The sequence below is a fragment of the Pseudomonas morbosilactucae genome (genome assembly GCF_023241665.1).
GTDB classification, from domain to species: Bacteria; Pseudomonadota; Gammaproteobacteria; order Pseudomonadales; family Pseudomonadaceae; genus Aquipseudomonas; species Aquipseudomonas morbosilactucae.
In genome coordinates this window covers 1-26,492 of record NZ_JALQCX010000064.1, presented here as the reverse complement: position 1 = coordinate 26,492, position 26,492 = coordinate 1, and the positions used below count along the sequence as shown (strand labels likewise).

At 62.7% G+C, this 26,492-nt stretch carries 23 protein-coding genes; 20 read left to right on the top strand and 3 right to left on the bottom strand.

Going from position 1 to position 26,492, the window contains the following annotated elements:
• The first annotated feature begins 299 nt into the window (after window positions 1-299).
• From M1B35_RS28130 to ubiT, 9 genes are all read left to right on the top strand, one after another.
• Entirely contained in the window at window positions 300-743 is a 444-nt protein-coding gene (locus M1B35_RS28130) for a CopD family copper resistance protein (RefSeq protein ID WP_123333963.1), read from the top strand.
• Between the two features lie 90 nt (window positions 744-833).
• A complete protein-coding gene (locus tag M1B35_RS28125) occupies window positions 834-2,204 on the top strand; it encodes an oxygen-independent coproporphyrinogen III oxidase (protein WP_268263679.1) in 1,371 nt (456 codons plus the stop codon).
• Between the two features lie 78 nt (window positions 2,205-2,282).
• Window positions 2,283-3,473, top strand: coding sequence for an NnrS family protein (locus M1B35_RS28120; protein WP_123333959.1), 1,191 nt, complete (start codon window positions 2,283-2,285; stop codon window positions 3,471-3,473).
• Window positions 3,474-3,501: 28 nt separating this feature from the next.
• Window positions 3,502-3,942, top strand: coding sequence for a hypothetical protein (locus M1B35_RS28115; RefSeq protein WP_123333957.1), 441 nt, complete (start codon window positions 3,502-3,504; stop codon window positions 3,940-3,942).
• A 100-nt stretch (window positions 3,943-4,042) separates the two neighbouring features.
• Entirely contained in the window at window positions 4,043-4,597 is a 555-nt protein-coding gene (moaB, locus tag M1B35_RS28110) for a molybdenum cofactor biosynthesis protein B (RefSeq protein ID WP_123333955.1), read from the top strand.
• The gene (locus M1B35_RS28105; RefSeq protein WP_123333953.1) at window positions 4,594-5,829 is read left to right on the top strand and encodes a molybdopterin molybdotransferase MoeA; all 1,236 of its coding nucleotides are present in this window, start codon (window positions 4,594-4,596) and stop codon (window positions 5,827-5,829) included. Before moaB ends, M1B35_RS28105 begins: the two co-directional genes overlap by 4 nt.
• Window positions 5,830-5,952: 123 nt before the next feature.
• Window positions 5,953-6,948, top strand: a complete 996-nt coding sequence (gene ubiU / locus M1B35_RS28100) for a ubiquinone anaerobic biosynthesis protein UbiU (protein ID WP_123333951.1) — start codon at window positions 5,953-5,955, stop codon at window positions 6,946-6,948.
• A gap of 10 nt (window positions 6,949-6,958) precedes the next feature.
• Window positions 6,959-7,849, top strand: coding sequence for a U32 family peptidase (locus tag M1B35_RS28095; protein ID WP_123333949.1), 891 nt, complete (start codon window positions 6,959-6,961; stop codon window positions 7,847-7,849).
• Window positions 7,843-8,346 carry a ubiquinone anaerobic biosynthesis accessory factor UbiT gene (gene ubiT / locus M1B35_RS28090; RefSeq protein ID WP_268263678.1) on the top strand — a complete coding sequence of 168 codons (504 nt, stop codon included), beginning with the start codon at window positions 7,843-7,845 and terminating at the stop codon, window positions 8,344-8,346. The genes M1B35_RS28095 and ubiT overlap by 7 nt, the downstream gene beginning before the upstream one ends.
• Here ubiT and M1B35_RS28085 read toward each other — a convergent pair.
• The 3 genes from M1B35_RS28085 to M1B35_RS28075 form a co-directional block, all read right to left on the bottom strand.
• Window positions 8,329-9,003: a Crp/Fnr family transcriptional regulator gene (locus M1B35_RS28085; protein ID WP_268263677.1), complete on the bottom strand. Its 675-nt coding sequence runs from the start codon at window positions 9,001-9,003 to the stop codon at window positions 8,329-8,331. The genes ubiT and M1B35_RS28085 overlap by 18 nt on opposite strands.
• 86 nt (window positions 9,004-9,089) lie before the next feature.
• On the bottom strand, window positions 9,090-9,737 hold the full coding sequence (narL, locus tag M1B35_RS28080) for a two-component system response regulator NarL (RefSeq protein ID WP_268263676.1): 648 nt from the start codon (window positions 9,735-9,737) through the stop codon (window positions 9,090-9,092).
• Window positions 9,734-11,536, bottom strand: a complete 1,803-nt coding sequence (locus M1B35_RS28075; protein WP_268263675.1) for a HAMP domain-containing protein — start codon at window positions 11,534-11,536, stop codon at window positions 9,734-9,736. Before M1B35_RS28075 ends, narL begins: the two co-directional genes overlap by 4 nt.
• Before the next feature lie 303 nt (window positions 11,537-11,839).
• Here M1B35_RS28075 and M1B35_RS28070 point away from each other — a divergent pair, with 303 nt between their 5' ends.
• The 11 genes from M1B35_RS28070 to M1B35_RS28020 all read left to right on the top strand — a co-directional run bounded on the left by M1B35_RS28070 (window position 11,840) and on the right by M1B35_RS28020 (window position 26,382).
• The gene (locus M1B35_RS28070; protein ID WP_268263674.1) at window positions 11,840-13,144 is read left to right on the top strand and encodes an MFS transporter; all 1,305 of its coding nucleotides are present in this window, start codon (window positions 11,840-11,842) and stop codon (window positions 13,142-13,144) included.
• Complete coding sequence (locus M1B35_RS28065; RefSeq protein ID WP_123333937.1) at window positions 13,122-14,543, top strand: NarK family nitrate/nitrite MFS transporter; 1,422 nt, start codon at window positions 13,122-13,124, stop codon at window positions 14,541-14,543. The genes M1B35_RS28070 and M1B35_RS28065 overlap by 23 nt, the downstream gene beginning before the upstream one ends.
• Window positions 14,544-14,612: 69 nt before the next feature.
• Window positions 14,613-18,386: a nitrate reductase subunit alpha gene (locus tag M1B35_RS28060; RefSeq protein WP_268263673.1), complete on the top strand. Its 3,774-nt coding sequence runs from the start codon at window positions 14,613-14,615 to the stop codon at window positions 18,384-18,386.
• 1 nt (window position 18,387) lies between these two features.
• A complete protein-coding gene (gene narH, locus M1B35_RS28055; protein ID WP_123333935.1) occupies window positions 18,388-19,926 on the top strand; it encodes a nitrate reductase subunit beta in 1,539 nt (512 codons plus the stop codon).
• 2 nt (window positions 19,927-19,928) lie between these two features.
• Window positions 19,929-20,684 (top strand): nitrate reductase molybdenum cofactor assembly chaperone, encoded by a 756-nt coding sequence (gene narJ / locus M1B35_RS28050; protein WP_268263672.1) that lies wholly within the window; start codon window positions 19,929-19,931, stop codon window positions 20,682-20,684.
• Window positions 20,677-21,357: a respiratory nitrate reductase subunit gamma gene (gene narI / locus M1B35_RS28045; protein WP_123333931.1), complete on the top strand. Its 681-nt coding sequence runs from the start codon at window positions 20,677-20,679 to the stop codon at window positions 21,355-21,357. Before narJ ends, narI begins: the two co-directional genes overlap by 8 nt.
• A gap of 10 nt (window positions 21,358-21,367) precedes the next feature.
• Entirely contained in the window at window positions 21,368-22,318 is a 951-nt protein-coding gene (locus tag M1B35_RS28040) for a peptidylprolyl isomerase (RefSeq protein ID WP_123333929.1), read from the top strand.
• Between the two features lies 1 nt (window position 22,319).
• Window positions 22,320-23,306 (top strand): GTP 3',8-cyclase MoaA, encoded by a 987-nt coding sequence (gene moaA, locus M1B35_RS28035; RefSeq protein ID WP_123333927.1) that lies wholly within the window; start codon window positions 22,320-22,322, stop codon window positions 23,304-23,306.
• Window positions 23,307-23,474: 168 nt separating this feature from the next.
• Window positions 23,475-25,490, top strand: a complete 2,016-nt coding sequence (locus tag M1B35_RS28030) for a ribonucleoside triphosphate reductase (protein ID WP_268263671.1) — start codon at window positions 23,475-23,477, stop codon at window positions 25,488-25,490.
• A 32-nt stretch (window positions 25,491-25,522) separates the two neighbouring features.
• A complete protein-coding gene (gene nrdD, locus M1B35_RS28025) occupies window positions 25,523-25,690 on the top strand; it encodes an anaerobic ribonucleoside-triphosphate reductase (RefSeq protein ID WP_123333923.1) in 168 nt (55 codons plus the stop codon).
• Entirely contained in the window at window positions 25,687-26,382 is a 696-nt protein-coding gene (locus M1B35_RS28020; RefSeq protein ID WP_123333921.1) for an anaerobic ribonucleoside-triphosphate reductase activating protein, read from the top strand. Before nrdD ends, M1B35_RS28020 begins: the two co-directional genes overlap by 4 nt.
• The last annotated feature ends 110 nt before the right edge of the window (window positions 26,383-26,492 follow it).

The following is a 26,492-nucleotide window of genomic DNA, read 5'->3' as shown; positions in this document are numbered from 1 at the left end:
CTCTGTGTCGGGGCCAGCACACCCTGAATGCCCTCACTCGATGGCGGTATCGGCGGTCTGAGCGGCCAACGATGGGCCGTCAGTGCCAGCCAGGCTGGCAGGCGAGGACCTTGGGTTTTCCGATTCGGGCCCGGCTTGATTAACGTCAAGGCCATGGAACCGTGCGCTCGATATTCTGCGGCGCAGCCCGCTGCTGGTGGGTGTCACGGCTAAAACCGTGAGCCTCCGGCAATCGGTGTTGAGCCTTGAAGGTGATTCCACCTCGACCCATTGCGCCGACCCCTTGAGAGCGAGAATCCATGCTCTATCCGCTGTTTTTAACCGTGCATTTGTTTGCCGCGCTGATCTTTATCGGCACTGTGTTCTTTGAAGTGCTGTTCCTGGGCAGCCTCCGCAAACAGTTGCCCGTCAAGGTCATGGTGCTGGTCGAGCAGGGGGTTGGCCGACGGGCTCGCCGCCTGATGCCGTGGGTCCTGTTGCTGTTGTTCGGCGCCGGCCTGGGGATGGTCTGGTTGCGCTATCTGCCAGCCCTTACCGCGCCCTGGTCCTCCTCTTTCGGCACTTTGCTGATGATAAAAATAGCGGTTGCGGCCAGCGTACTGGGGCATTTCCTGGTGGCCATGTTGTTGTTCAAGCGTGGTCGAATGCAGGCTCGATACGTGCAATTCATCCATGGCAGCCTGTTTTGCCACATGGTGATCATCGTGCTGCTGGCCAAGGGGCTGTTTTACCTGACGTGGTGAGTGCAGGTTGCCTGGGTTTGACACACATCAAGAGGCCTGTACTTCCAGCCCCAGACACTGTCGCTCCGCAGCCCGTTTCGGAGACCCCTCATGCTCAATCTGTTTCAGCAACCCGGCGAGCCGAACCTTCGGTGTGACCAGGGCGTACTCGACCCCGATATGCATGTCGGTACTGAGCAGTTTCATGAGGGCATCGGTTCTCTGGATTTGCTTCGGGCCCTGCGCAGCAGTCGCCAGAAGCGCCGCCCCTTGTCCCTGAACGTACAGGTGCCGGGCAACCTGAGGGCTTCCTTCCCTGTTCCCGACTCCTCCGATCACCGCCCAGGCGAACGGGGGACTGTCGAGCGTTACCTGCAGTGCCTGGAACATGAAATTGATATCGTCGCCTGTCACTTGGGGGCCGGGCAACGGGTCGAGCAGTTTCATTTGGGCGGTGCGACGCTGGCCATCGCTCACCTGCGGCGACTGATGAGCCACCTGCGTGGTCGCTTCAACTTCCCGGGGCATGAGTGCGTTGATTGCAGCATCGATGTCGACCTCAACACCACCGATTGGTCGACCATGGGCGTGCTGCGCGACCTGGGCTTCAAGCATGTCAGCATCGGCATTCCGGACCGGGAGGGCGACAGTGCCGGGTCGTTGGCCCGTTGTCAGGACCCGGCACCCATTGAGTCGCTGATCGATGCCGCACGAACCTTTGGTTATCGCTCCGTCAACGTCGACCTGGGGTTTGGCCGGGCCTGGCAGACGCCAGAGAGCTTTGCGCTGAAACTGGCGACCCTGATCGAGTTGGAGCCGGACAGGCTGCTGGTGTTCGACTATGCCCGGCCGCCCCAACGCTATCGTTCATTGAACCGCGACAACGCGGTGGCCCTGTGCGCCGAGGACGACAAGGCCGCGATGCGCCAAAGCTGCTTTGACCAGTTGATCGGTGCGGGCTACCACTACATTGGCCTGGGCCAGTTTGTGCGGGCCGATGACGACCTGGCGATTGCCCAGGAGCGAGGCCGGTTACGCCGCACCTGTGAAGGCTTCACCCGTCATGGCTATTGCGATCAGATCGGCTTCGGCGTGGCGGCGATCAGCCAGATCGACGAATTGTACACGCAGAATAGCGCTGAGCTTGAACGCTACAGCCGGCAACTGCAGCGCGATCAGTTGCCGACCCACCGTGGCTGGCGTTGCGAGGCGGGTCACCAGGTTCGGCAACGGGTCATGGAGCGACTGGCGTGTGATTTGGAGCTGGATATCCAGGCCATCGAAACCCGCTACGGGATGAATTTTCGACAGTATTTTTCTTCCGCCTGGCCAGTGCTGGAGCAGTTGAACCGTGATGGCCTGATTGAGCTGTCCGAGCGTTTCATCTGCATTCTTCCGGTCGGTCGGCCGCAGGTGGATGCCATCTGCAACCTGTTTAAACAGGCCAATGGCGAGGCGCTGCATTCGGTGCATGGCGGGTGATGGGTCAGCCACAGTTCATCCGGGTTCTCCTTGCCAGCGTCCGCTTGCAAGTGTCAGGAAAAGTACAGGAGTGAGGTTATGCAAGTGCTTGAACGCCGTAAAGCGATGGCGATCCCACCGTTGTTACGGTTGGCGTTTCGGCCGTTTTTTCTCGCGGGTTGCCTGTTGGCAGTGCTGGCCATCCCCCTTTGGCTGGCGGCGTTCAGTGGCTTGATGGGCAACTGGCAGCCGGCCGGCGGTTGGTTGGGCTGGCACCGGCATGAGTTGCTGTTTGGCTTTGGGCTGGCGATCATCGCGGGCTTTCTGCTGACGGCCGTGCAGACCTGGAGCGGTCGCCCCGGCCTGAGCGGCACACCCTTGGCTGCCCTGGCGCTGCTGTGGCTGAGCGCACGCCTGGCCTGGCTGGTCAATGCGCCCTGGCCGTTGCTGGCTGTGCTGGAGTTGGCGTTTCCACTGGCGGTGGCTTTGCTGATGGGGTTCACCCTGTGGAAGGTGCGGCAAACGCGCAACTACCCGATTGTGTTGGTGTTGCTGCTGTTGGCGGTGGCCGACGGCCAATCCCTGTATGGGCGGGTGGAGGGCCATGAAGGTTGGCAGCGCCAGGGCGTGCTGACCGGCCTGTGGCTGGTGGCCGCGATGATGGGGTTGATTGGCGGGCGGGTCATTCCTTTTTTCACCCAGCGCGGCCTGAGGCGGGCCGAAGGTGTCGTCGCCTGGCCTTGGCTGGACCGGTTGCTGCTGGTCGGTTCCCTGCTGGTGGCGGTGCTGTATGCGGTGGGGCCAGCGCTCAACCCCAGTGCCTGGGTCGGGGTGCTGTTCGCGGCACTGGCGGCGGGACATCTGCTGCGGCTGTTGCGTTGGCATGACCGAGCGCTTTGGCGCGTGCCGCTGCTGTGGTCCCTGCACCTGGCCTATGGCTGGCTGGCGCTGGCGTGCCTGGGCATGGCGCTGTGGCATCTGGGCGTGCCGATCAACCCGAGCCTGGCCGTGCATTGCCTGACGATTGGCGCCATGGGCGGCCTGGTTTTGGCGATGATTGCCCGGGTGACCCTCGGGCACACCGGTCGCGCCCTGGAACCGCCGTCCGGCATGACCCTGGCGTTTATTCTGCTCAACTTGGCGTGCCTGTGCCGGGTGCTGCTGATCGTGTTTTTCCCGTTGCTGGCGTTGTGGCTGGCCGGTGTGTGCTGGGCGCTGGCGTTTGCCCTCTACGTCTGGCGCTACGGGCCGATGCTGCTGCGGGCCCGGGTTGACGGGCATCCGGGGTGAGTCGGCAAATCGTTGGAGGTTGTCGCTGATGTACCCGTTTCTGCTGATCGTTCATTTGCTGGCCGCCATTGGGTTTATCGGCACCCTGTTCTTCGAGGTGGTGATCTGGCACTGGGCCCGCCAACGGTTGCCGGACGCTGCCCAAGTCACGGCGGATCAGTCGATTGCATTACGCTCGCGCAAGGTCCTGCACGCCGTGGTGTTGCTGTTGTACGGCGCCGGCATCGGCTTGGCGTGGCAATACCGAGACGCCTTGAGCCAACCGCTGGCCAGCAGTTTCGGCACCTTGCTTAGCCTGAAAATCCTCCTGGCCCTGAGCATCATTGGCCATTACCTGCTGCTGGCGTATTGGCTGACCCACGCCCGCTTGACCACCGCCCGCGCAAGGGGACTGCGCCGCAGCATCCTCGTGCACATGCTGCTGATCGTGGTCCTGGCCAAAGCCATGTTCCACTGGTCGCTGCCTTGAGCCCCTGTCGGTTCGGTCGAGGTACCTCCTTGGAGGAATAGGCCGGGCCACGATTCCGGTTCAGGCTGGGCCATACCCTCATTTACGGGAACCCCTGGATATGGCCCACCTGACGCAACGCACCTTTGAACCTCTGAACATTGCCGTATTAACCATCAGCGACACACGCACCATCGACACCGACACGTCGGGACAGACCCTGGCGGATCTGCTGCAAACCGCCGGGCATGTGCTGATCGACCGAGGCTTGGTCAAGGACGACATCTATCAGGTCCGTGCCAGGGTGTCCCAATGGATCGCCGACCCCCAGGTACAGGTGGTGTTGATGACCGGCGGCACCGGGTTTACGGCGCGTGACAACACGCCGCAAGCGGTGCTGCCGCTGCTGGATAAACACGTTGATGGCTTTGGCGAGCTGTTCCGGCAGGTGTCCCTGGAGGAAATCGGCATGTCCAGCCTGCAGTCGCGGGCCTTGGCCGGAATCAGCAATGGCGTGCTGCTGTGCTGTCTGCCGGGCTCGCCGGGCGCCTGCCGCACAGCCTGGAACAAAATCCTCCTGGGGCAACTGGACAGCCGTACCGGCCCCTGCAATTTCGCCCCGCATTTGAAGGTGCAGGCGCAGCGCTCGATCGATGCCTGCGAGACACGCTCGTGAGCACCCCAGTGTGTGACCTGGGCAACCTGATGCCGGTGGACGAGGCCATTGGCCGCTTGTTGAGTCAGGCACCGCCACCGCCGTTGTCGCAATGGGTTTCCCTGGACCAGGCCTTGGGGCGGGTGCTGGCAACAGACCTTCACTCGCCGCTGAACCTGCCGGCCTGGGACAACAGCGCCATGGACGGTTATGCCCTCAGGGCGGCAGACCTGCCCCTCGAGGGTGGGTATTTGCCGATTGGCGGGCGAATTGCCGCGGGGGACCGGGCTGACTCGCCTTTGCTTCCACAGCACGCCGTGCAGATTTTTACTGGCGCGCCGCTGCCGCCCGGAGCCGATACGGTGGTTGCCCAAGAGCGCTGCCGGGTCGAGGGCAAGCGCGTTCACGTGCCCCCCGTCACCCTGGGTGACCATGTGCGCTGGGAGGGCGAAGAGCTGCGCCGCAGCGACCTGTTGCTCAAGGCCGGCAAGCGCCTGCGCGCCCAGGAACTGGGCCTGTTGGCCGGCGCAGGCATATCGCGGGTCGAGGTTTATCGACCGTTGCAGGTGGGGCTGCTCAGCAGTGGCAATGAACTGCGTGAACCGGGTGAGGCCTTGGCGCCGGGGCAGATCTATAACAGCAATCGTTATTGCCTCGCGGCGTTGTTACGCGGCTGGGGCGTTGAAGTGCACGACTATGGGGTCATGGCCGATGAACCGCAGGCCAGCCGCCAGGCCTTGAGCCTGGCGTCGTCGGCGTGCGATCTGTTGCTGACCTCCGGAGGGGTATCGGTGGGTGAAGAGGACCACCTCAAGCCGGCCATCGAAGCACTGGGCCATGTGGCTCTGTGGCGGCTGGCCATTCAGCCGGGCAAGCCGCTGGCGTTTGGCGATGTGCTGGGCAAGCCCTGGATCGGGCTGCCGGGTAACCCATCGGCGGCGCTGATTACGGCGTTGCTGGTGGTGCGCCCCTTCCTGCTCAGGGCCCTGGGCGTGACAGACGTGCTGCCGCGACCACTGGCGGTGCCGGCCGGGTTTGACTGGCTGCGCCGCAACAAGCGCCGGCAGTACTTGCGCGCGCGGTTAGCGCCCAGTGCCGAAGGTCGTTTGAGCGTCGAATTGCACCCTCAGCAAAGCTCGGCGATGTTGACCGCTGCCTGTTGGGCCGACGGGCTGGCGCTGATCGAGTGCGAGCAGCAGGTGCTCAGGCACGACGAGGTGATGTTCCTGTCCTTCGCCGACCTGATGCAGTGAGGGCAATTGATTGCCGTCAAGGCCGGGCCTGTTGTGCTGGCTAGACTGGCCGCGGGCTTTTTTTGAGCGGTGCACCCGAGGCACCGGGCAAAGGCCCGACCGGTTTTTTCACGAGGATTAGCCATGCAACTGGTCTGCCCGGCAGGCAATCTGCCTGCGCTTAAAGCAGCGGTGCGCCAAGGCGCCGATGCGGTTTACGTCGGCTTTCGCGATGACACCAATGCCCGGCATTTCGCCGGCCTGAACATGGACGATAAACAGTTCGATGCCGCCGTTGCCCATATCCGCCAGCATCAACGCAAACTTTATGTCGCGGTTAACACCTACCCCCAACCCAAGGGCTGGGAGCGCTGGCAGCGCGCGGTGGACCGTGCCGCCGATGTCGGCGTGGATGCACTGATAGCCGCCGACCCCGGGGTTCTCGACTACGCCTGCCGGCGGCATCCGCAACTGGCCTTGCACCTGTCGGTCCAGGGCTCGGCGACCCATGCTGCCGCGCTGGAGTTTTATGCCCAGCGCTACGCTATTCGTCGCGCCGTGCTGCCCCGGGTGCTGTCGTTGGCCCAGGTGCGCCAGGTCGCCGCCAGCAGTCCGGTGCCCATTGAAGTGTTTGGCTTCGGCAGCCTGTGCATCATGGCCGAAGGGCGCTGCCATCTGTCTTCCTACATCACCGGCGAGTCACCGAACCTGTGCGGTGTCTGTTCGCCGGCCAAGGCCGTGCGCTGGAGCGAGGAGGCCGACGGCTTGAGTGCGCGCCTCAGCGAAGTGCTGATCGACCGTTACGGCCCCGATGAGCCTGCCGGTTACCCGACCTTGTGCAAAGGTCGCTTTCTGGTGGCGGGCCAACGCTTCCATGCCCTTGAAGAACCGACCAGCCTCGACACCCTGGACCTGCTGCCGGAGCTGGCGGCCATCGGTGTCGAGGCGGTGAAGATCGAAGGTCGTCAACGCAGCCCGGCGTACGTCGAGCAAGTGACGCGTGTCTGGCGGGCGGCACTGGACGCCCACCGCAGTGCGCCCGGCAGCTTTCGAGTCAAGGAGGAATGGCGCCGGGTGCTGGCCGGCTTGTCCGAAGGCAACCAGACCACCCTGGGTGCTTACCATCGATCATGGCAATGAGGGACGACACATGAAGCTCAGTCTGGGGCCGGTTCTGTTTTATTGGGACAAAGAGCAACTCAGCCACTTTTACGCCGAGATGGCGGCGATGCCCTTGGATGTGATCTATCTGGGGGAAACTGTCTGTTCGAAACGCCGGGCGTTTTCCCTGGATCAATGGCTGGGGTTGGGCCGGGAATTGCAAGCGTGCAGTCAGGCACAGTTGGTGCTTTCCAGCCTGACGCTGCTCGAAGCCGCGTCCGAACTCTCCAGCCTGCGCCGGCTCTGCGACAACGGCCAACTGCTGGTAGAGGCCAACGACATAGGCGCGGTGCAGCTCCTGGCCGAGCGCAAGGTGCCGTTCGTGGGTGGCCCGGCGCTGAATGTGTACAACGGCCACACCCTGGCGCAACTGCTGGACTGCGGAATGATCCGCTGGGTGCCGCCGGTGGAGTGTTCCGCCACGCTGATTGGCGAGGTGCTCGAGCAGGTGCGCGATCTGGGTCGCAGCGTGCCGCAAGTCGAAGTCTTCGCCTATGGGCATTTGCCGCTGGCTTACTCCGCCCGCTGCTTTACCGCCCGCGCGCAGAACCGGCCGAAGGACGATTGCCAGTTTTGTTGCATCGACTACCCCGATGGCCTGGCGCTGACCAGCCAGGAAGGGCAGGCGTTGTTCACCCTCAACGGCATTCAAACAATGTCGGCCGAGGTCACCAACCTGTTGGCGGACTATGCCGGCTTGCTGGCGTGCGGGGCCGACTTGCTGCGCTTGAGCCCTCGTGCCCAGGGCATGGCCGAGGTGATTGACGCCTATCATCGAGTGCGCCTGGGCGAGACCCCACCGTTGTTCGTCGACGGCTGTAACGGCTACTGGCATGGCCAGGCCGGGATGCTGCGGGTGGAGGAGGTCGGGCTGTGTTGAAACAGCAAACCCTGTGGTTGAAAGGCGCCGACCGTTTACTGCCGTTGGTGCACCGCGTGCCCTTTGTGGTGCAGCGCCTGGCGTTGCAGCAAGCGCTGAATCGCTGCCTCGCCGAGCCGCTGCGAGAAGGCGGCTTCGAGGTGTTGCGCGGGCGTTGGCTGTGCCTGCGCATTACGGATTTGCGCCTGTCCTGGTACGTGACCCTCGGCCATCAGGGGTTGCAGATTGCCCAGCACGCCGCGGCGCACGTGACCATCAGCGGCCACTGGCGAGAGTTCTTGCTCCTGGCCAGCCGCCAGGAAGACCCGGACACGTTGTTTTTTCGCCGGCGACTGGTCATCGAAGGCGATACCGAACTGGGGCTGGCGGTGAAAAACCTGATCGACAGCCTGGACCCCGACGTATTGCCGACCTGGCTGTGGCGCAACCTGGAGCGGGCAGGGAAGGGCCTGGTGGCGGAAAGGGGGGTGAGAGACGGCCTAGTGGAAAGCGGCTAGCTGGTCGGCGGCGAGGATGCTGATTGTGCGTCGCTCGACGGCGATCAGGCCGCTCTCCACCAGACGGTGCAAAATGCGCGAAAAGGTTTCCGGTTGAATCCCCAGCTTCGAGGCCACCAGGCGCTTGGGGATTTGCAACACCACCACATCGCTGCCCGGGTCGCGCTCCTGAAGTAGAAAGCTGACCACCCGGCGGCTGGCACTGGCCAGGGTCAGGGTATCGATGTCTCTCAGGCGCTGATGCAGGTGCACGCTCATGCTGGCCAGGACGGCCAGGCAGACCTTGGGCTGGTCCTCCAGGGCGCTGCGATAGTGGTTGCCTTCGATGCTCACCAGCACGCTGTCCTTCAGCGCCGTGGCGCTCACCGGGTAATACCGGGTGTGGCTGAACAGCAAGGCTTCGGCGAAGGTCTGCCCGGGCTGGATAATCTCCAGCAGGTTCTCTTGGCCTTCGCCTGTGAGTCGGTACAACTTGACCTGGCCACTCACCAGCAGGAAAAACCGCTTGGCCGGCTCCCCCTGGTGTATCAGCGTGCTCTGGACGCTCAGGCGCTTGAGCTGGGCCAGGTTGCAGACATCCTGGAAGACGTTGTCCGGCAGTTGGTTGAACAAGTGATGCCGGCGCAAGGTTGAAACGATGGCAGGGTGGGTGAGCATGGGGTACCTCCGCGGGCGCTCATAGTAGAGCGCGCGGGCCCGCCAACCTATGCCTCGGCAGGCCTACCTCCAAGGAGGGATGGCGATCAGTTGGAGCCGCGCAGATGCTCCATGGCCCACACGGCGGCTTCAACCCGCGAACGCAAGCCGAGTTTGTGCAGCAGGTTCTTGACGTGAACCTTGACCGTTCCTTCGGTGATCCCCAGTTTGTGCCCGATGACCTTGTTGCTGAAGCCGCTGGCGATGGTTTTCAGCACCTGGCGCTCACGTTCGGTCAGCTCCACCACGGGCTGGCGCGCCGGTGCGCGTAGCGCCTGGGCCATGACCCGGGTCAGCCCCGGGCTGATGACCAGCGCGCCATCCAGGGCATCACGGATGTACTGCACCAGCAGTTCGGGCTCCATGTCCTTGAGCAGATAACCGTCGGCATCCAGGCGCAGGGCATCACGAATATCGTCTTCGTCATCCGACACGGTGAACAGCAAGACTTTGCCGGTGTAATGCAGGGCCCTCAAGCGGCGCAGGGTCTCGATGCCGTTCATTTGCGGCATGTTGTTGTCCAGCAGGACCAGGTCCGGTTGCAGCGGTTCGATGAGGCTGAGGGTTTCTTCGCCGTTGCCGGCTTCACCGACGATGTTGAAATCGTCTTCGAGTTCGAGCATCTGGCGGATGCCACGCCGCATCATCGGATGGTCATCGACCAGCAGGATGCTGTGTTGCAGAGCAGGTTTCATGTGACGCTACCTTCTGTGTGCTGTCCGAGGAATTCCGGCTGGAAGGCCAATTGGACGCGGGTGCCTTGGGGCTCCCTGGAGACGATCTGCAACCGGCCGTGCAGGCTGCGAGCGCGCTCATCCATGATGTTCAAGCCATGGTGCTCGCGCTGGTCGACCGTGCCGCTGAAACCACGGCCATCGTCTTCGACCGAGAGCCTGACGGTCTCGCCGTCCTGGCGCAGTTGCAGCCAGGCGTTTTCTGCATGGGCGTGGCGCAGGCAGTTGGACAGTGCCTCGCGGGTGATCTGCAAGAGGTGGATTTGCTCGCTGGCCGAGAGCTGGAAGGCCAAGGCATCGACGTGCAGGTGCACCTGGAACTCCCCGCGGCGGGAGAACTCCTCGGCGGTGTCCTTGAGTTCCTGAACCAGCCCTTCATCGTGAATCTGCAGGCGAAAGGTGGTCAGCAGTTCGCGCAATTGGCGGTAAGCCGTGTTCAGCCCTTCGCGCAATTCGCCGGTGACGGTCTCCAGGGTGGCGACCGGTTCGCCCCGGCGCATCAGGGTCTGCATGCGGCTGACTTGCAACTTCATGTAGGACAGGGCCTGGGCCAGTGAGTCGTGGAGCTCGCGGGCAATAATGGTGCGCTCCTCCAGCAGTAACAGGCGATGATCCTGCTCGCGCTGACGCTTGAGCGAAAGTGACGTGCCGATAAGGTTGGCCAGGGCCTGGATCAACTGGGTTTCCCAGGCTTGGGCGCCGTGCCCGTCGATAAAGTGCGCCTTGAGTTCGCCCAGTTCATTGCCCTGGTTGCTGATGCTGAAGGTTTGCAGGCTCTGCTGATGGTGCTTCTGGCACGTGGCGCAGTCGCTGCTGGCGCATACATCCCGGCTGTTGGCGCCGTGCAGGGCGATCAATTGCTGGGCCGGTGCCTGCAAGTGACCTTGCAGGCACAGGGACAGGCGCAGGCCGGGCAGGCGTTGTTGGAAGCGCCGGATCAACTCATCCAGCCCCTCGGCATTCGCCAGGCGCGTGGCCAGGCTTTGGCTGCTTTGATAGAGCAGTTCGAGGGCGGCGTTAGCTTGTTGCAGGTTCAGGGTCTTTTGCTGGACCTGATGCTCCAGGGTGCGGTGGGAGTCGGCGATTGTCTCGGCCATGGCGTTGAAGCTTGTGGCCAACTGGCCCAGTTCGTCGTGGGACTGGTGGTTGACCCTGACCTTGAAGTCGCCCCGCCGAAAGCGTTGGGTCGCGGCGACCAATTCTTGCAGCGGCATGACCACGCCGTATTGCAGTTCGTAGAGCCCCAGCAGCAAGACCAGCAGGGTGGTGAACAGGGCCAGGCCCTGGATCATCTGCTGCCAGCCCTGTTTCTGTTCGCTCTGGCGCTGCAACAAGTGGACGAACTGGTTCAGTTGTTCGACGAATGCCGGCGCCTTGGACTGGTACGCGGCAGCATCGCCGCGCTGCAGTGCCGGCAGCAGGTCCGCGTTCCAGTACTGCTGGATTTGCCCATAGCTGCTGTGCAGCGCGGTGCTCGGACCATCTTCCAGCACCGCCTTGAGTGACTGGCTATTGAGGCGGGTTTGCAGGCTCTGGGTGATGCTCGCGATGTCGGCGGCGGGGGCGTTGGCGGCGAGTTTCCAGCTCAGGTGGTAAGTCTCCATGCGCACCGAGCCTGCGGTGTTGATCGCAGCCCCATCACCCTGGCTGAACCAGGCGATCAATCCGGCACTCAAGGAGCTGGCGAGGGCGAGCACGGCGATCAGGATCACCGCCAGCCCGGCACGCGCGGGCAGGGAGCTGCGTAACCAGTGCAGCATCAGTGCAGGTCCGCATTCAGAAAGGGATAACAGGGCATGGAGAGCGTCCGGTGTGGTTTGGCTGCCGATCCTGGGCGCGCTACCTCTAAAGAGTTGCCGACTGTTCCTGGACGGCAAAATGGCTGCTTGAGAGTATTAAGTTGCTGATACACAAGGGGTTTAACGGAATGTAGAGGCTACCTCCTAAGAGGTAGAACGGCGCAGCATAGGCTTGTAGCCCCCTGGGCTTCGTTGATATGGGTCAAGTTTTTGCGGGGTTCGCCTCTCTAGTCTGCCGCCATGGCTAACTGACTGGAGAGCACTGTGACCCAACCCCGCGTACGACAAGGCTTGGTGCTGGGCATGAGCACGCTGGCCTTCACGGTCTGCTTCATGGTCTGGATGATGTTTGCGGTGCTGGGGGTGCCGATCAAGGAGTTGCTCCACCTCAACGACACTCAATTTGGCCTGCTGGCCGCGACCCCGGTGCTCACCGGTTCGCTGGTGCGTTTACCCCTGGGCCTGCTGACCGATCGCTTTGGTGGGCGCAGCGTGTTCCTGCTGTTGATGCTGGCCTGCGTGGCACCGCTGTACCTCATCAGCCACGCCACCGCCTACTGGCAGTTCCTGGTCCTGGGCTTGTTCGTCGGCCTCGCGGGCGGCTCGTTTTCCGTGGGCGTTGCCTACGTCGCCAAATGGTTCGACAAGGATAACCAGGGCTTTGCCATGGGGCTCTTCGGCGCGGGCAACGCCGGGGCCGCGGTGACCAAGTTTCTGGCACCGGCGTTGATCGCTGCCGGCAGTTGGCAACTGGTGCCGAAAGTCTTCAGCGCGATCCTGTTCATCACCGCACTGCTGTTCTGGTTTCTCAGTGCCGAAAACAAAGACCACCGCAGTGCCGCCGGCGCCAGCCTGGCCGAACAGTTGAGCGCGCTGAAGGACCCGGCCGTGTGGCGCTACTGCCAGTACTACTCGATCGTCTTCGGCGGTTACGTCGCGCTGGCGTTGTGGATGACCCAGTACTACGTGCAGGAATACGGCTTCAGCCTGCAAAGCGCCGCGCTGCTGGCGGCCTGCTTTTCCCTGCCCGGCGGTGTGTTGCGTGCCGTTGGCGGCTGGCTGGCGGATCGCTGGGGCGCGCAAAGCGTGACCTGGTGGGTGTTGTGGGTCAGCTGGATCTGCCTGTTCCTGCTGTCCTACCCCCAGACCCAATTGCAGGTGCAGACCGTCAACGGCCCGGTGGACTTCCACATCGGCCTCACCCCGGCGCTGTTCACCGTGCTGCTGTTCGTCATGGGCATCGCCTTCGCGTTCGGCAAGGCTTCGGTCTTCAAGTACATCGCCAACGACTACCCGCAGAGCATGGGCGCCGTGTCCGGCATCGTCGGCCTCGCGGGCGGCCTGGGCGGTTTTGTGCTGCCGATCCTGTTCGGTGCCCTGGTGGACCTCACCGGCGTGCGCTCTTCCTGCTTCATGTTGATGTACGGCGTGGTCTGGGTCTCTCTGATTTGGATGTACCTCAGTGAAGTCCGCCAGCGCCCGCTGCTGGGCAAACAGCCGCCCGCGACATCGTCCCCGTTTTCCAGCATTGCCCAAGGAGAAGAACATGTCCGTTCTGCAAACGCCTGAAAAAGGTCCGGTCATTCATGACTGGCGCCCCGAGGACCCTGCATTCTGGGGAAGCAGCGGCAAACAGACCGCCACCCGCAACCTGTGGATTTCCATTCCTGCGCTGCTGTTGGCCTTTGCTGTATGGATGGTCTGGAGCACGGTGATCGTGCGCTTGAATGCCATCGGCTTCAGCTTTACCACCGACCAGTTGTTCTGGCTCGCGGCTTTGCCCGGGTTGTCCGGTGCGACCCTGCGGGTCTTCTATTCGTTCATGGTGCCGATCTTCGGCGGCCGGCGCTGGACCGCCCTGAGCACGGCCTCGCTGTTGCTGCCGTCAGTCTGGATGGGCTTCGCCGTGCAGGACCCGAGCACCTCCTACAGCGTGTTCGTGATCATCGCCTTGCTCTGTGGCTTGGGCGGCGGCAACTTCGCCTCGAGCATGTCCAACATCAGCTTCTTCTACCCCAAGTCCCAGCAGGGCACCGCACTGGGCCTCAACGCCGGCCTGGGCAACCTGGGTGTCTCGGTGATGCAGTTTTGCGTGCCGCTGGTGATCACCTTCGGCGTATTCGGCGTCATGGGCGGCCAACCGCAAGGCCTCGCGGACGGTGGTCAACTGTGGTTGCAGAACGCCGGTTTCATCTGGGTACCGTTCATTGTGTTGGTGACGCTGCTGGCCTGGTTCGGCATGAACGACCTGTCCAGCGCCCGCGCCTCGTTCAGCGAGCAGGCGGTCATCTTCAAGCGCAAGCACAACTGGCTGATGTGCTGGTTGTACCTGGCGACCTTTGGCTCGTTCATTGGCTTTTCCGCGGCCTTTCCACTGCTGATCAAAACGGCGTTTCCGGAAGTCATCGCCTTGAAGTTCGCCTTCCTCGGGCCATTGGTCGGTGCCCTGGTGCGCCCTCTGGGCGGCTGGCTGGCGGACAAGCTCGGCGGTGCCAAGGTGACCTTGTGGAATTTCGTGCTGATGATCGTGATGGTCTTTGGGGTCTTGCACTTTCTTCCGGCCAGCAGCCCCGATGCCCTGGCGCAAGGCGCCTCGGGCGGCAACTTCTACGGCTTTCTCGGGATGTTCATGCTGCTGTTCATCACCACCGGCGTGGGCAACGGCTCCACCTTTCGCATGATCCCGGTGATTTTCCGTACCCAGCATGAGCAAGCCTCGGCCGGCAAACCGGCGGCCGTACGTGAACAGGCGCTCAAGGATGCCGGCAAAGAGTCGGCCGCGGTGCTGGGCTTCAGCTCGGCCATGGGGGCCTTCGGGGCGTTCTTCATTCCCAAGTCCTTCGGCACCTCGATGGCCCAGACCGGTGGCCCGGAGGCGGCCTTCTACATGTTCGTGGGCTTTTACCTGAGCTGCATCCTGGTGACCTGGTGGTGGTACGCGCGCAAAGGCGCCGCGACGCCCTGCTGAGTCGAGCCGAACCCAACCATTGCGTGGGCGGGGCACAGAACCCCGCAGCAAGCCTGAGAGGTGTACACCGTGAGTCACTTACTGGACCAATTGCGGTTTTTCAATCGCAAGCAAAACGAATTTTCCGACGGCCATGGAGAGACCCGCAAAGAGTCCCGCGACTGGGAGAACGTTTACCGTTCGCGCTGGCAGTACGACAAGATCGTGCGCTCCACCCACGGGGTGAACTGCACCGGGTCGTGCTCCTGGAAAATCTACGTGAAGAACGGCCTGATCACCTGGGAGACCCAGCAGACCGACTACCCGCGCACCCGCAACGACCTGCCCAACCATGAGCCACGCGGCTGCCCCCGTGGCGCCAGCTACAGCTGGTACATCTACAGCGCCAACCGCTTGAAGTACCCGAAGATCCGCAAGCCATTGCTCAAACTGTGGCGCGAGGCGCGCCTGACCCTATCGCCGGTCGAGGCCTGGGCCAGCATTGTCGAGGACAAGGCCAAGGCCGACGCCTATAAAAGCAAACGCGGCATGGGCGGCTTCATCCGTTCCAACTGGGATGAAGTCAACGAGATCATCGCGGCGTCCAACGTCTACACCATCAAGCAATACGGTCCGGACCGCATCGTCGGCTTCTCGCCGATCCCGGCCATGTCCATGGTCAGCTATGCCGCGGGCTCGCGTTACCTGTCGTTGATTGGCGGCGTGTGCCTGAGTTTCTACGACTGGTACTGCGACCTGCCACCGGCCTCGCCCATGGTCTGGGGCGAGCAGACCGACGTGCCGGAATCGGCCGACTGGTACAACTCCAACTACATCATTGCCTGGGGCTCCAACGTCCCGCAGACCCGCACCCCCGACGCGCACTTCTTCACCGAGGTGCGCTACAAGGGCACCAAGACCGTGGCCATCACCCCGGACTATTCGGAAGTCGCCAAGCTCACCGACCTGTGGCTCAACCCCAAGCAAGGCACCGACGCCGCGCTGGCCCAGGCGTTCAACCATGTGATCTTCAAAGAATTTCACTTGGACAAGCCCAGCGCGTACTTCACCGACTATGCCAAGCGCTACACCGACTTGCCGGTGCTGGTGATGCTCAAGCCCATGACCGGTTTTGCCCCGGGCGCAGGCTTCCAGCCCGACCGTTTTTTGCGGGCATCGGACCTGGTCGACAACCTTGGCCAAGACAACAACCCGGAATGGAAAACCATCGCCCTCGACGAGAGCGGCGAACTGGTCTCGCCACAAGGCGCCATCGGCTATCGCTGGGGCGAGAAGGGCAAGTGGAACATCCTCGCCAAAGAAGGCGGTGAAGGCCGCGAGATCGACCTGAAATTGAGCCTGATTGGCGATGACGTCGCCGAGGTGGCGTTCCCGTATTTTGCTGGTGAAGCCCACGACTACTTCCAGCACGTGGCCGGCGATGCCGTGCAGTTCCGTCGGGTGCCGGTGCACAGCGTGACCCTGGCTGATGGCACGGTGGCCAAAGTGGCGACGGTGTTTGACCTGTCCGCCGCCAACCTGGCCATCGACCGTGGCCTGGGCGGCAGCAACGTGGCCAAGGACTACAACGACGCCAGCGTGCCGGGTACACCGGCCTGGCAGGAAGCAATCACCGGCGTCAGCCGCGAGAAAGCCATCCAGATCGCCCGTGAGTTTGCCGACAACGCCGACAAGACCCGTGGCCGTTCGATGATCATCGTTGGCGCGGCGATGAACCACTGGTACCACATGGACATGAACTACCGTGGGTTGATCAACATGCTCATGCTCTGCGGTTGTGTCGGCCAGACCGGTGGCGGTTGGGCGCACTACGTGGGCCAGGAAAAACTGCGCCCGCAATGTGGCTGGCTGCCCCTGGCGTTCGGCCTGGACTGGAACCGTCCGCCACGCCAAATGAACGGCACCAGCTTCTTCTACGGCCACAGCTCGCAATGGCGCCACGAGAAGATGAGCATGCACGACATCCTCTCGCCGCTGGCTGACAAGTCGCAGTTTCCCGAGCATGCCCTGGACTACAACATCCGCGCCGAACGCGCCGGCTGGTTGCCCAGCGCACCGCAACTCAACACCAACCCGCTGCACATTTGTCGCGACGCTGCTGCCGCGGGCATGGACCCGAAAGACTACGTGGTCAAGTCCTGGCAGGACGGCTCCCTGCGCTTTGCCTGCGAGCAGCCAGACAGCCCGGCGAACTTCCCGCGCAACATGTTTATCTGGCGTTCCAACCTGCTGGGCTCCTCGGGCAAGGGTCACGAGTACATGCTCAAGTACCTGCTGGGCACCAAGAACGGGGTGATGAACGAAGACATCGGCCACAGCACCGAGTGCAAGCCCACCGAGGCCGAATGGGTCGAAGACGGCGCCATCGGCAAGCTGGACCTGGTGACCACCCTGGACTTCCGCATGTCCTCCACCTGCGTCTATTCCGACATCGTGTTGCCGACCGCAACCTGGTACGAAAAAGACGACATGAACACCTCCGACATGCACCCGTTCATTCACCCATTGTCGGCGGCGATCGATCCAGCGTGGGAGTCGCGTTCGGACTGGGAAATCTACAAAGGCATCGCCAAGGCGTTCTCGGCCATGTCGGTCGGCCACTTGGGCGTGGAACAAGACCTGGTCACCGTGCCGTTGATGCATGACAGCGTCGGCGAACTGGCCCAGCCGTTTGGCGGCACCGACTGGAAAAGCGCCGGTGTGGCGCCGGTACCGGGCAAGAACGCGCCAAACATGGCGGTAGTGGAACGCGATTACCCGAACATCTACAAGCAGTTCTCGTCCCTCGGGCCCCTGCTGGAGAAGCTCGGCAACGGCGGCAAGGGCATCAACTGGAACACCGATGAAGAAGTCGAGTTCCTGGGTGAACTCAATCATCACGAAGGCGATGCGGGCATCAGCCACGGTCGGCCGAAAATCGACACGGCCATCGACGCCGCTGAAGTGATCCTGTCCCTGGCTCCGGAAACCAATGGCAAGGTCGCCTTGAAAGCCTGGGCCGCGCTGTCGGAATTCACCGGCATCGACCACAGCCACCTGGCGATTTCCAAGGCCCACGAAGCGATCCGCTTCCGCGATATCCAGGCGCAGCCGCGCAAGATCATCTCCAGCCCCACCTGGTCGGGCCTGGAAGACGAGCACGTGAGCTACAACGCCGGCTACACCAACGTCCATGAAAACATCCCATGGCGCACCATCACCGGCCGCCAGCAGTTCTACCAGGACCACCCGTGGATGCAGGCGTTCGGCGAGCAATTGATGAGCTACCGGCCACCGGTCAACACCCGCACCATCGAAGGGGTCAAGGGCAAGCGCAGCAACGGCGAGACCGAGATCGTCCTGAACTGGATCACCCCGCACCAGAAATGGGGCATCCACAGCACCTACAGCGACAACTTGCTGATGCTCACCCTGAGCCGTGGCGGGCCGATTGTCTGGCTCTCGGAGAACGACGCGAAACGCGCCGGCATTGAAGACAACGACTGGATCGAGTGCTTCAACGTCAACGGCGCCCTGACCGCCCGTGCGGTGGTCAGCCAGCGGGTCAAGGAAGGCATGGTGATGATGTACCACGCCCAGGAACGCATCGTGAACGTGCCCGGCTCCGAGACCACCAAAACCCGCGGCGGCCACCACAACTCGGTAACCCGCGTGGTGCTCAAGCCGACCCACATGATCGGCGGCTACGCCCAACAGGCCTACGGTTTCAACTATTACGGCACGGTCGGTTGCAACCGCGACGAGTTTGTCGTGGTGCGCAAGATGGCCAAGGTCGACTGGCTCGATGGTTCCAGCGGCGATGATTTGCCCCGCCCATTGCCGACCGGTATCGAGGAGAACTGAGATGAAGATTCGCTCACAGATCGGCATGGTCCTCAACCTGGACAAATGCATTGGCTGCCACACCTGTTCCATCACTTGCAAAAACGTCTGGACCAGCCGTGAAGGCATGGAATACGCCTGGTTCAACAATGTCGAGTCAAAGCCTGGTATCGGCTACCCGAAAGAATGGGAAAACCAGGACAAGTGGAAGGGCGGCTGGGTGCGCAATGCCAATGGCTCGATCAACCCACGGATCGGCGGCAAGTTCCGGGTGTTGGCGAACCTCTTCGCCAACCCCGACCTGCCTAGCCTGGACGACTACTACGAACCCTTTGATTTCGACTACCAGCACCTGCACACCGCGCCTCTGGGCGAGCACCAGCCGACTGCGCGCCCGCGCTCGCTGGTGTCCGGCAAGCGCATGGAGAAAATCGAATGGGGCCCGAACTGGGAAGAAATCCTCGGCACCGAGTTTGCCAAGCGGCGCAAGGACAAGAACTTCGAGCAGATCCAGGCGGACATCTACGGTGAGTACGAAAACACCTTCATGATGTATTTGCCGCGCCTGTGCGAGCACTGTCTCAACCCGACGTGCGCCGCATCGTGCCCGAGCGGGGCAATCTACAAGCGCGAAGAGGACGGCATTGTCCTGATCGACCAGGAAAAGTGCCGCGGCTGGCGCATGTGCATCAGCGGCTGCCCGTACAAGAAGATCTATTTCAACTGGAAGAGCGGCAAGTCAGAGAAGTGCATCTTCTGCTACCCGCGGATCGAAGCCGGGATGCCGACCGTGTGCGCTGAAACCTGTGTCGGGCGCATTCGTTACCTGGGCGTGCTGCTGTACGACGCCGACCGCATCAGCGAAGTGGCGAGCACCGCCGATGAACAGGACCTCTACGAGAAGCAGTTGGAAATCTTCCTCGACCCGAACGACCCAGCGGTGATTCGCCAGGCCCTGGCCGATGGCGTGCCGCAGTCGGTGATCGACTCGGCCCAGCGTTCGCCGGTCTACAAAATGGCCGTGGACTGGAAGCTCGCGCTGCCGCTGCACCCGGAATACCGCACCCTGCCGATGGTCTGGTACGTGCCGCCGCTGTCACCGATCCAGAACGCCGCCACCGCTGGCACCGTAGGCATGAACGGGGTCATTCCGGACGTCGACAGCCTGCGCATCCCCCTGCGTTACCTGGCCAACCTGCTGACGGCAGGCGATGAAGAACCGGTCAAGCGTGCACTCAAACGCTTGCTGGCCATGCGCGCCTACAAACGCAGCGAGCAAGTCGACGGCCTCCAGGACCTGCAAGTACTCCAGGAGGTGGGCTTGAGCGTGACCCAGGTCGAGGAGATGTATCGCTACCTGGCCATCGCCAACTATGAAGACCGCTTTGTGGTGCCCAGCGCCCACCGCGAGGACGCCATGAGCGACGCCTTTGCCGAGCGTTCCGGCTGTGGTTTCAGCTTCGGCAGTGGCTGCAGCGGCAGCTCCGACACCAATCTGTTCGGCGCCAAGAAAGCCAACCGGCGCGACATTCTGAAAACCGTGCAGTTGTGGGAGGAGTGAGCATGCAAATTCTTAAAGTGATTTCGTTGCTGCTCGACTACCCGACCGAAACCCTGGTGGGCGGTCGCGACGAGCTGGAACAGGCCATTATCCAGGCACGGGAAATCAGCCGGAAGCAGCGGGGCGCGCTGTTCGAGTTGCTGGAACTGATCTGCGCCCATGACTTGATGGACGGGCAGGAGCACTACGGTGCGCTGTTTGGCCGGGGCCGCGCGCTGTCGTTGTTGTTGTTCGAGCATGTGCACGGTGAGTCCCGTGATCGGGGCCAGGCCATGGTCGACATGATGGCGCAATACGAGGCGGCGGGTTTTGCCATCGGCGTTAAAGAACTGCCCGATTACATCCCGCTGTACCTGGAGTTCCTGTCCACCCGCGAAGACCTTGAGGCCCGGGAGGGCCTGGCGGATGTCTCGCACTTGCTGGCCTTGCTCGCCGCGCGCCTGGAAGAGCGTGAAAGCGCCTACGCCAGTTGCTTCCGGGCGTTGCTGCAAATTGCCGGGGCCAAGCCTCAGCAAGCGGTGGCCGAGCTGCGTGCGCACGTGGCCGCGGAACCCCGGGATGACTCGCTCGAAGCCCTCGACAAAATCTGGGAAGAGGAGGCTGTGGACTTTCTCCAGGCCGAACAACAGGACCGTTGCAGTTCGTTGCCGAGCACTCCGGGCCGGGCCCGGGAGGAAAGCGCTGTGCCGCTGCACTGGGTCGATTTTCAGCATGACGGGCTGGCCGCTGTGCCCGCCCAGGAGGTGGGCAATGTCTAAGTGGGATCTGTTGTTGTTCGGGGTTTACCCCTATGTGGCGCTGGCGATTTGCCTGTTGGGCAGTTGGGCACGTTTCGACCTGTCGCAGTACACCTGGAAGGCCGGCTCCAGCCAGATGCTCAGCTCGCGGGGCATGCGCGTGGCCAGCAACTTCTTCCATATCGGCGTGCTGTTTGTGCTGGCCGGTCACTTTGTCGGCCTGCTGACCCCCGCGTCGGTGTATCACCATGTGATCAGCACTCAGAACAAGCAGTTGCTGGCCATGGTTTCCGGCGGGTTCTTCGGCCTGTTGTGCCTGATCGGCTTGTTGATGCTGGTCAAGCGGCGCCTGACCGATCCTCGGGTTCGCGCCACCTCCAGTACCTCGGACATCGTGATCCTGCTGGTGCTGCTGGCACAGTTGCTGCTCGGCTTGCTGACGATTGTTGCGTCCACGGCGCACATGGACGGCTCGGTCATGGTGAGGCTCGCCGATTGGGCGCAGAACACCGTGTTGTTGCGTCCGATGGACGCGGCGGCCGCCATCGCACCGGTTGGCTTGACCTACAAGCTGCATGTGTTTCTTGGCTTGACCTTGTTTGTGCTGTTCCCCTTCACCCGCCTCGTGCACATGGTCAGCGCACCGATCTGGTACCTGGGACGGCGTTATCAAATCGTTCGGCAGAAGTTTTGAGGAGAGCATCATGGCAGGTGGATGTGGGTGTGGCGGCGGTAACGGGGGCAGCGGTGGCTGCGGTTCTTCTCAGCACAAGGCGCCAGAACACTCGAGCGGCGGGCCGGTGCCGTTCGAGGTGCATGACGCGGTGCCGGCGGCCGCTGAAGCCCCGGCGCAACTGATTGCCAGCAGCGAGCAGGAATGGCCGATCATCAGCGTCAATGACGTGTCGATCACCCCGCAGGCAATGGCCCAGGAACTGCAATATCACCCGGCTGAAAGCCGCGAGGAGGCCGTTTACCTGGCCGCCAGGGCCTTGGTGATTCGTGAGTTGTTGCAGCAACGCATCGCCGAACTGGGCATCGCCCTGGACATCGGCGCCGGTGAAAACGAAGAGGAGGCGGCCACGCGCTTGTTGCTTGAGCGCGAGGTGCAGGTCCCGGCGTGCGACGAGGAGACCTGCCAGCGCTATTACCAGAGCAATCGTGGGCGCTTTCACAGCGCGCCATTGCTGGCGGTGCGGCACATCCTGCTGGAGTGTGCGCCGGACGATGCCGAGGCCCGTGCGCTGGCCCTGACCCAGGCGAACAGCCTGCTGCAGCGGCTGACGGATGTTCCCGGGAGTTTCGCCGAATTGGCTTTGCAGTACTCGGCTTGCCCATCGAAGGCGCAGGGCGGTTCTCTGGGGCAGATCAGCAAGGGCCAGACGGTGCCCGAGCTGGAACGCTCGTTGTTCACCCTGGCGCCGGGGCTGGCCGGCAAACCGCTGGAAAGCCGCTACGGCTGGCATGTGATCAGCGTCGATCAACGGATCGACGGCCTGCCGTTGCCCTACGAGGTGGTCGCGACGGCGATCCGCACCCAATTGCAGCAAGGCGTCTGGCAAAAGGCCCTGGTGCAATACCTGCAAACCCTGATCGGCGCAGCGGACATTCGCGGCATCCGCTTGCAGGGCGCCGACTCACCGTTGGTGCAGTGACATGCGCCTGGTGGATGGGGTGGGGCGCCCGATCGATTACCTGCGCCTGTCGGTGACTGACCGCTGTGATTTTCGCTGTGTGTACTGCATGGCGAAAAACATGACGTTCTTGCCACGCCAGCAGGTGCTGACCCTGGAAGAACTGCAACGCCTGGCCGCGCTGTTTGTCGGCCAGGGCGTGCGCAAGATCCGCTTGACCGGCGGCGAGCCGTTGATTCGCCCGGGCATCGTCGGCTTGTGTCGCAGCATCGCTGCGCTGCCGGGGCTGAGGGAGCTGGTGATGACCAGCAACGGCTCGCAGTTGCGACGGCTGGCGCAGCCGTTGGCGGCGGCGGGGGTCAAGCGCATGAACATCAGCCTCGATAGCCTGGACCCCGAGCGCTTTCGCGCGATCACCCGCAACGGTGATTTGCGCCAGGTGCTGGACGGTATCGAGGCGGCGCGGGAGGCCGGGTTCGAACGGGTCAAGCTCAATTGCGTGGTGATGAAGGGGCGCAACTTCGATGAAGTGCCGGCGCTGGTGCAGCACGCCATCGACCAGGGCGTGGACATCAGCTTTATCGAGGAAATGCCCCTGGGGGATGTGGGGCGTTCCCGGGGAGAAACGTTCTGTGCCAGTGACGACGTGCGGGCGGTGATTGCACGGGAGCATGGGTTGCTCGATAGCACCGAGACCAGCGGGGGGCCGGCGCGGTATGTGCGGTTGGCGCGGCATCCCGATACGCGCATCGGCTTTATTTCGCCCCACTCCCATAACTTCTGTGGCAGTTGCAACCGAGTGCGGATGACCGTGGAGGGCCAGTTGCTGTTGTGTCTGGGGCAAGACAATGCGCTGGATTTTCGAGCGCTGCTGCGCCGCTACCCGTTGGACGATGGGCCGTTGATCGAGGCATTGCACAACGGTTTGAGGGGGAAGCCGCAGCGTCATGATTTTACCGGGGCAGGGGAGGTGCAGGTGGTGCGGTTTATGAACATGAGCGGGGGGTGAAGGGCTGCAAGAGCGCAACCCCATCAGCTGTTACCGCAAAAACGGATAGATCCTCGCACTGAAAAACTTGACCCCGATCAATGGCAATCCGCTTCATCCTCCGTAGCCTCACTGCATATTGTGTCAAAGCAATAAAAAACACCTATATGTAGTGTTTGGAGCCCGGAAATGCAAAGCACGCTCATCCCGCTGGTCAGCACCCGCCTACACAAACGCGACGGCAGCCTAGTTCCCTTCAACGCCGAAAAAATCCGCCACGCCCTGATCGCCGCCGGCACCGCCACCGGCGAATACCGAACCACCGAAGTCGACCTGTTACTCGGCGCCGTGCTCGCTCGCCTCAGGGGCATCGAACACCTGGACGTCGAGCAAATCCAGGACAGCGTCGAACGCGTGCTGATGGACGCCGGCCACTTCCTGTCGATGCGTGCCTACATCGTCTACCGCGAACAACACGGCCGCCTGCGCCGTGACCGCAAGACGATGGTGGAAGTCGCCACCTCGATGAATGAATACCTCGACCGCGAAGACTGGCGCGTACAAGCCAACGCCAACCAGGGCTATTCCCTTGGCGGCCTGGTGTTGAACGTGTCGGGCAAAGTCACCGCCAACTATTGGCTCGACGAGGTCTACAGCCAGCCAGTGGGCCGCGCGCACCGCGAGGCGGATTTGCATATCCATGACCTGGACATGCTCGCCGGTTATTGCGCCGGCTGGTCTTTGCGTTCGTTGCTGCATGAAGGCCTCAATGGGGTGCCGGGTCGCGTCGAAGCCGGGCCCCCCAAACACTTGAGCAGCGCCCTGGGGCAGATGGTCAACTTCCTCGGCACCCTGCAAAACGAGTGGGCCGGTGCCCAGGCGTTCAGCTCGTTCGACACCTACCTCGCGCCCTATGTGCGCAAGGACCAACTGAGCTACGCCGAGGTGCGCCAGGCGGTGCAGGAGTTCATCTACAACCTCAACGTGCCCTCGCGCTGGGGCACCCAGACGCCATTTACCAACCTGACCTTCGACTGGGTGTGCCCAGAAGACCTGCGCGAGCAGGTGCCGGTGATCGGCGGTGAAGAAATGCCGTTTGCCTACGGCGACCTGCAAGCGGAGATGGCGTTGCTCAACCGGGCCTATATCGACGTGATGCAGGCCGGTGATGCCAAGGGCCGGGTGTTCACCTTCCCGATCCCCACCTACAACATCACCCACGATTTCCCCTGGGACAGCGAGAACGCCGACCGCCTGTTCGAGATGACCGCGCGTTATGGCTTGCCGTATTTCCAGAACTTCCTCAATTCCGATATGCAACCCAACCAGGTGCGCTCGATGTGCTGTCGCCTGCAACTGGATGTGCGTGAACTGCTCAAGCGCGGCGGCGGCCTGTTCGGTTCGGCGGAGCAGACCGGATCATTGGGCGTGGTGACAATCAACTGCGCGCGCCTGGGGTATCTGTTCAAGGGCGATACCAGCGGCTTGCTCGTGCGGCTGGACACCTTGATGGCGCTGGCGATGGAGAGCCTGGAGGTCAAGCGCAAAGTCATCCAGCACCATATGGACGCTGGTTTGTACCCCTACACCAAGCGCTACCTGGGCACCCTGCGCAATCACTTCTCCACCATCGGCCTCAACGGCGTGCACGAGATGCTGCGCAACTTCACCGACGACGCGCAGGGCCTGCACACCGAAGATGGCCGGCAGTTCGCCTTGAAGCTGCTGGATCACGTGCGGGCCACCTTGCTGCGTTTTCAGGAAGACACCGGCCACCTCTACAACCTGGAAGCGACCCCGGCGGAAGGCACGACTTATCGCTTCGCCAAGGAAGACCTCAAGCGCTATCCGGACATTCTCCAGGCCGGCACGGCGCAAGCGCCTTACTACACCAACTCTTCGCAACTGCCGGCGGGCTACACCGACGACCCCTTCGAAGCCCTGGAGCTGCAAGACGAACTGCAATGCAAATACACCGGCGGCACTGTGCTGCACCTGTACATGGGCGAACGGATCTCTTCGCCCGAAGCCTGCAAGCAACTGGTGCGCAAGGCCCTTGGACGCTTTCGCCTGCCGTACCTGACCGTGACCCCGACATTCTCGATCTGCCCGGTGCACGGCTACCTCGATGGCGAGCATGAGTTCTGCCCCAAATGCGACGAAGCGCTGCTGCTGCAAACAGCGCAAGCCGACAGCGGTCACTGATTTCAACCCACCCAAGCGTAAGGAGTTTCACCATGGCATCCTCGCAAACACTGCCCCTGGCACAACGTCAACGCTGCGAAGTCTGGACCCGGGTGATGGGTTATCACCGTCCTGTTTCGGCCTTTAATCCGGGTAAACAATCCGAGCACCGCGAGCGGCTGCACTTCACCGAGCCTGCGGCGCTGGCCGAGCGTCCATGAGTCGAATACTCAGGGTTGGGGGCCTGGTGCCCCTGACCACCATCGACTATCCGGGGCAGCTGGCCTGCGTGCTGTTTTGCCAGGGCTGTGCCTGGCGTTGTCGCTACTGCCATAACCCGCAACTGATCCCGCCTCGCGGCGCCGAGGAGGTGGATTGGCCGCGGGTGCTGGCGTTTTTGCAGCGCCGTCAGGACCTGCTCGATGCCGTGGTGTTCAGCGGCGGCGAACCGACCTTGCAGGACGGCTTGCTCAACGCCATGCAGGAGGTGCGGGCGATGGGCTTCCGTATTGGCCTGCACAGTGCCGGGATCAAGCCGACAGCGTTTGCCAGGGCCCTGCGCGGTGCCGACTGGGTCGGTTTTGATGTCAAGGCGCTGCCCGAGGATTGCCAGGCGCTGACCCAGGTCGCCGGCAGTGGCGCGGCCAACTGGCGCAGCCTTGAGCTGTTACTGGCCAGTGGTGTGGATTACGAATGCCGTACCACCGTGCATTGGCACCTGTGCCAGCCGGCCCGGTTGTTGACCCTGGCGCAGCGCCTGAGTGGGTTGGGGGTCAAGCGCTTTGCCGTGCAGAGGGTGCGTACCGAGCAGATGCTTGACCCCCTGCTGCCCAATGCCGGCGCCGACGCCCCTCTGGCAGACCTGTGGGGCGCTCTGCGCGAGTTGTTCCCCACCTTTGTGTTGCGCGGCTAGCTGCGGGCCGCTTTTACATCGCGCCTGAGCGGCAAGGGCAGGGGCTCTGTATCGATTCTTGATATCCATCAAGGAGGGTTTTACCCGAAGGTTATAGCGTGCAAAAACGC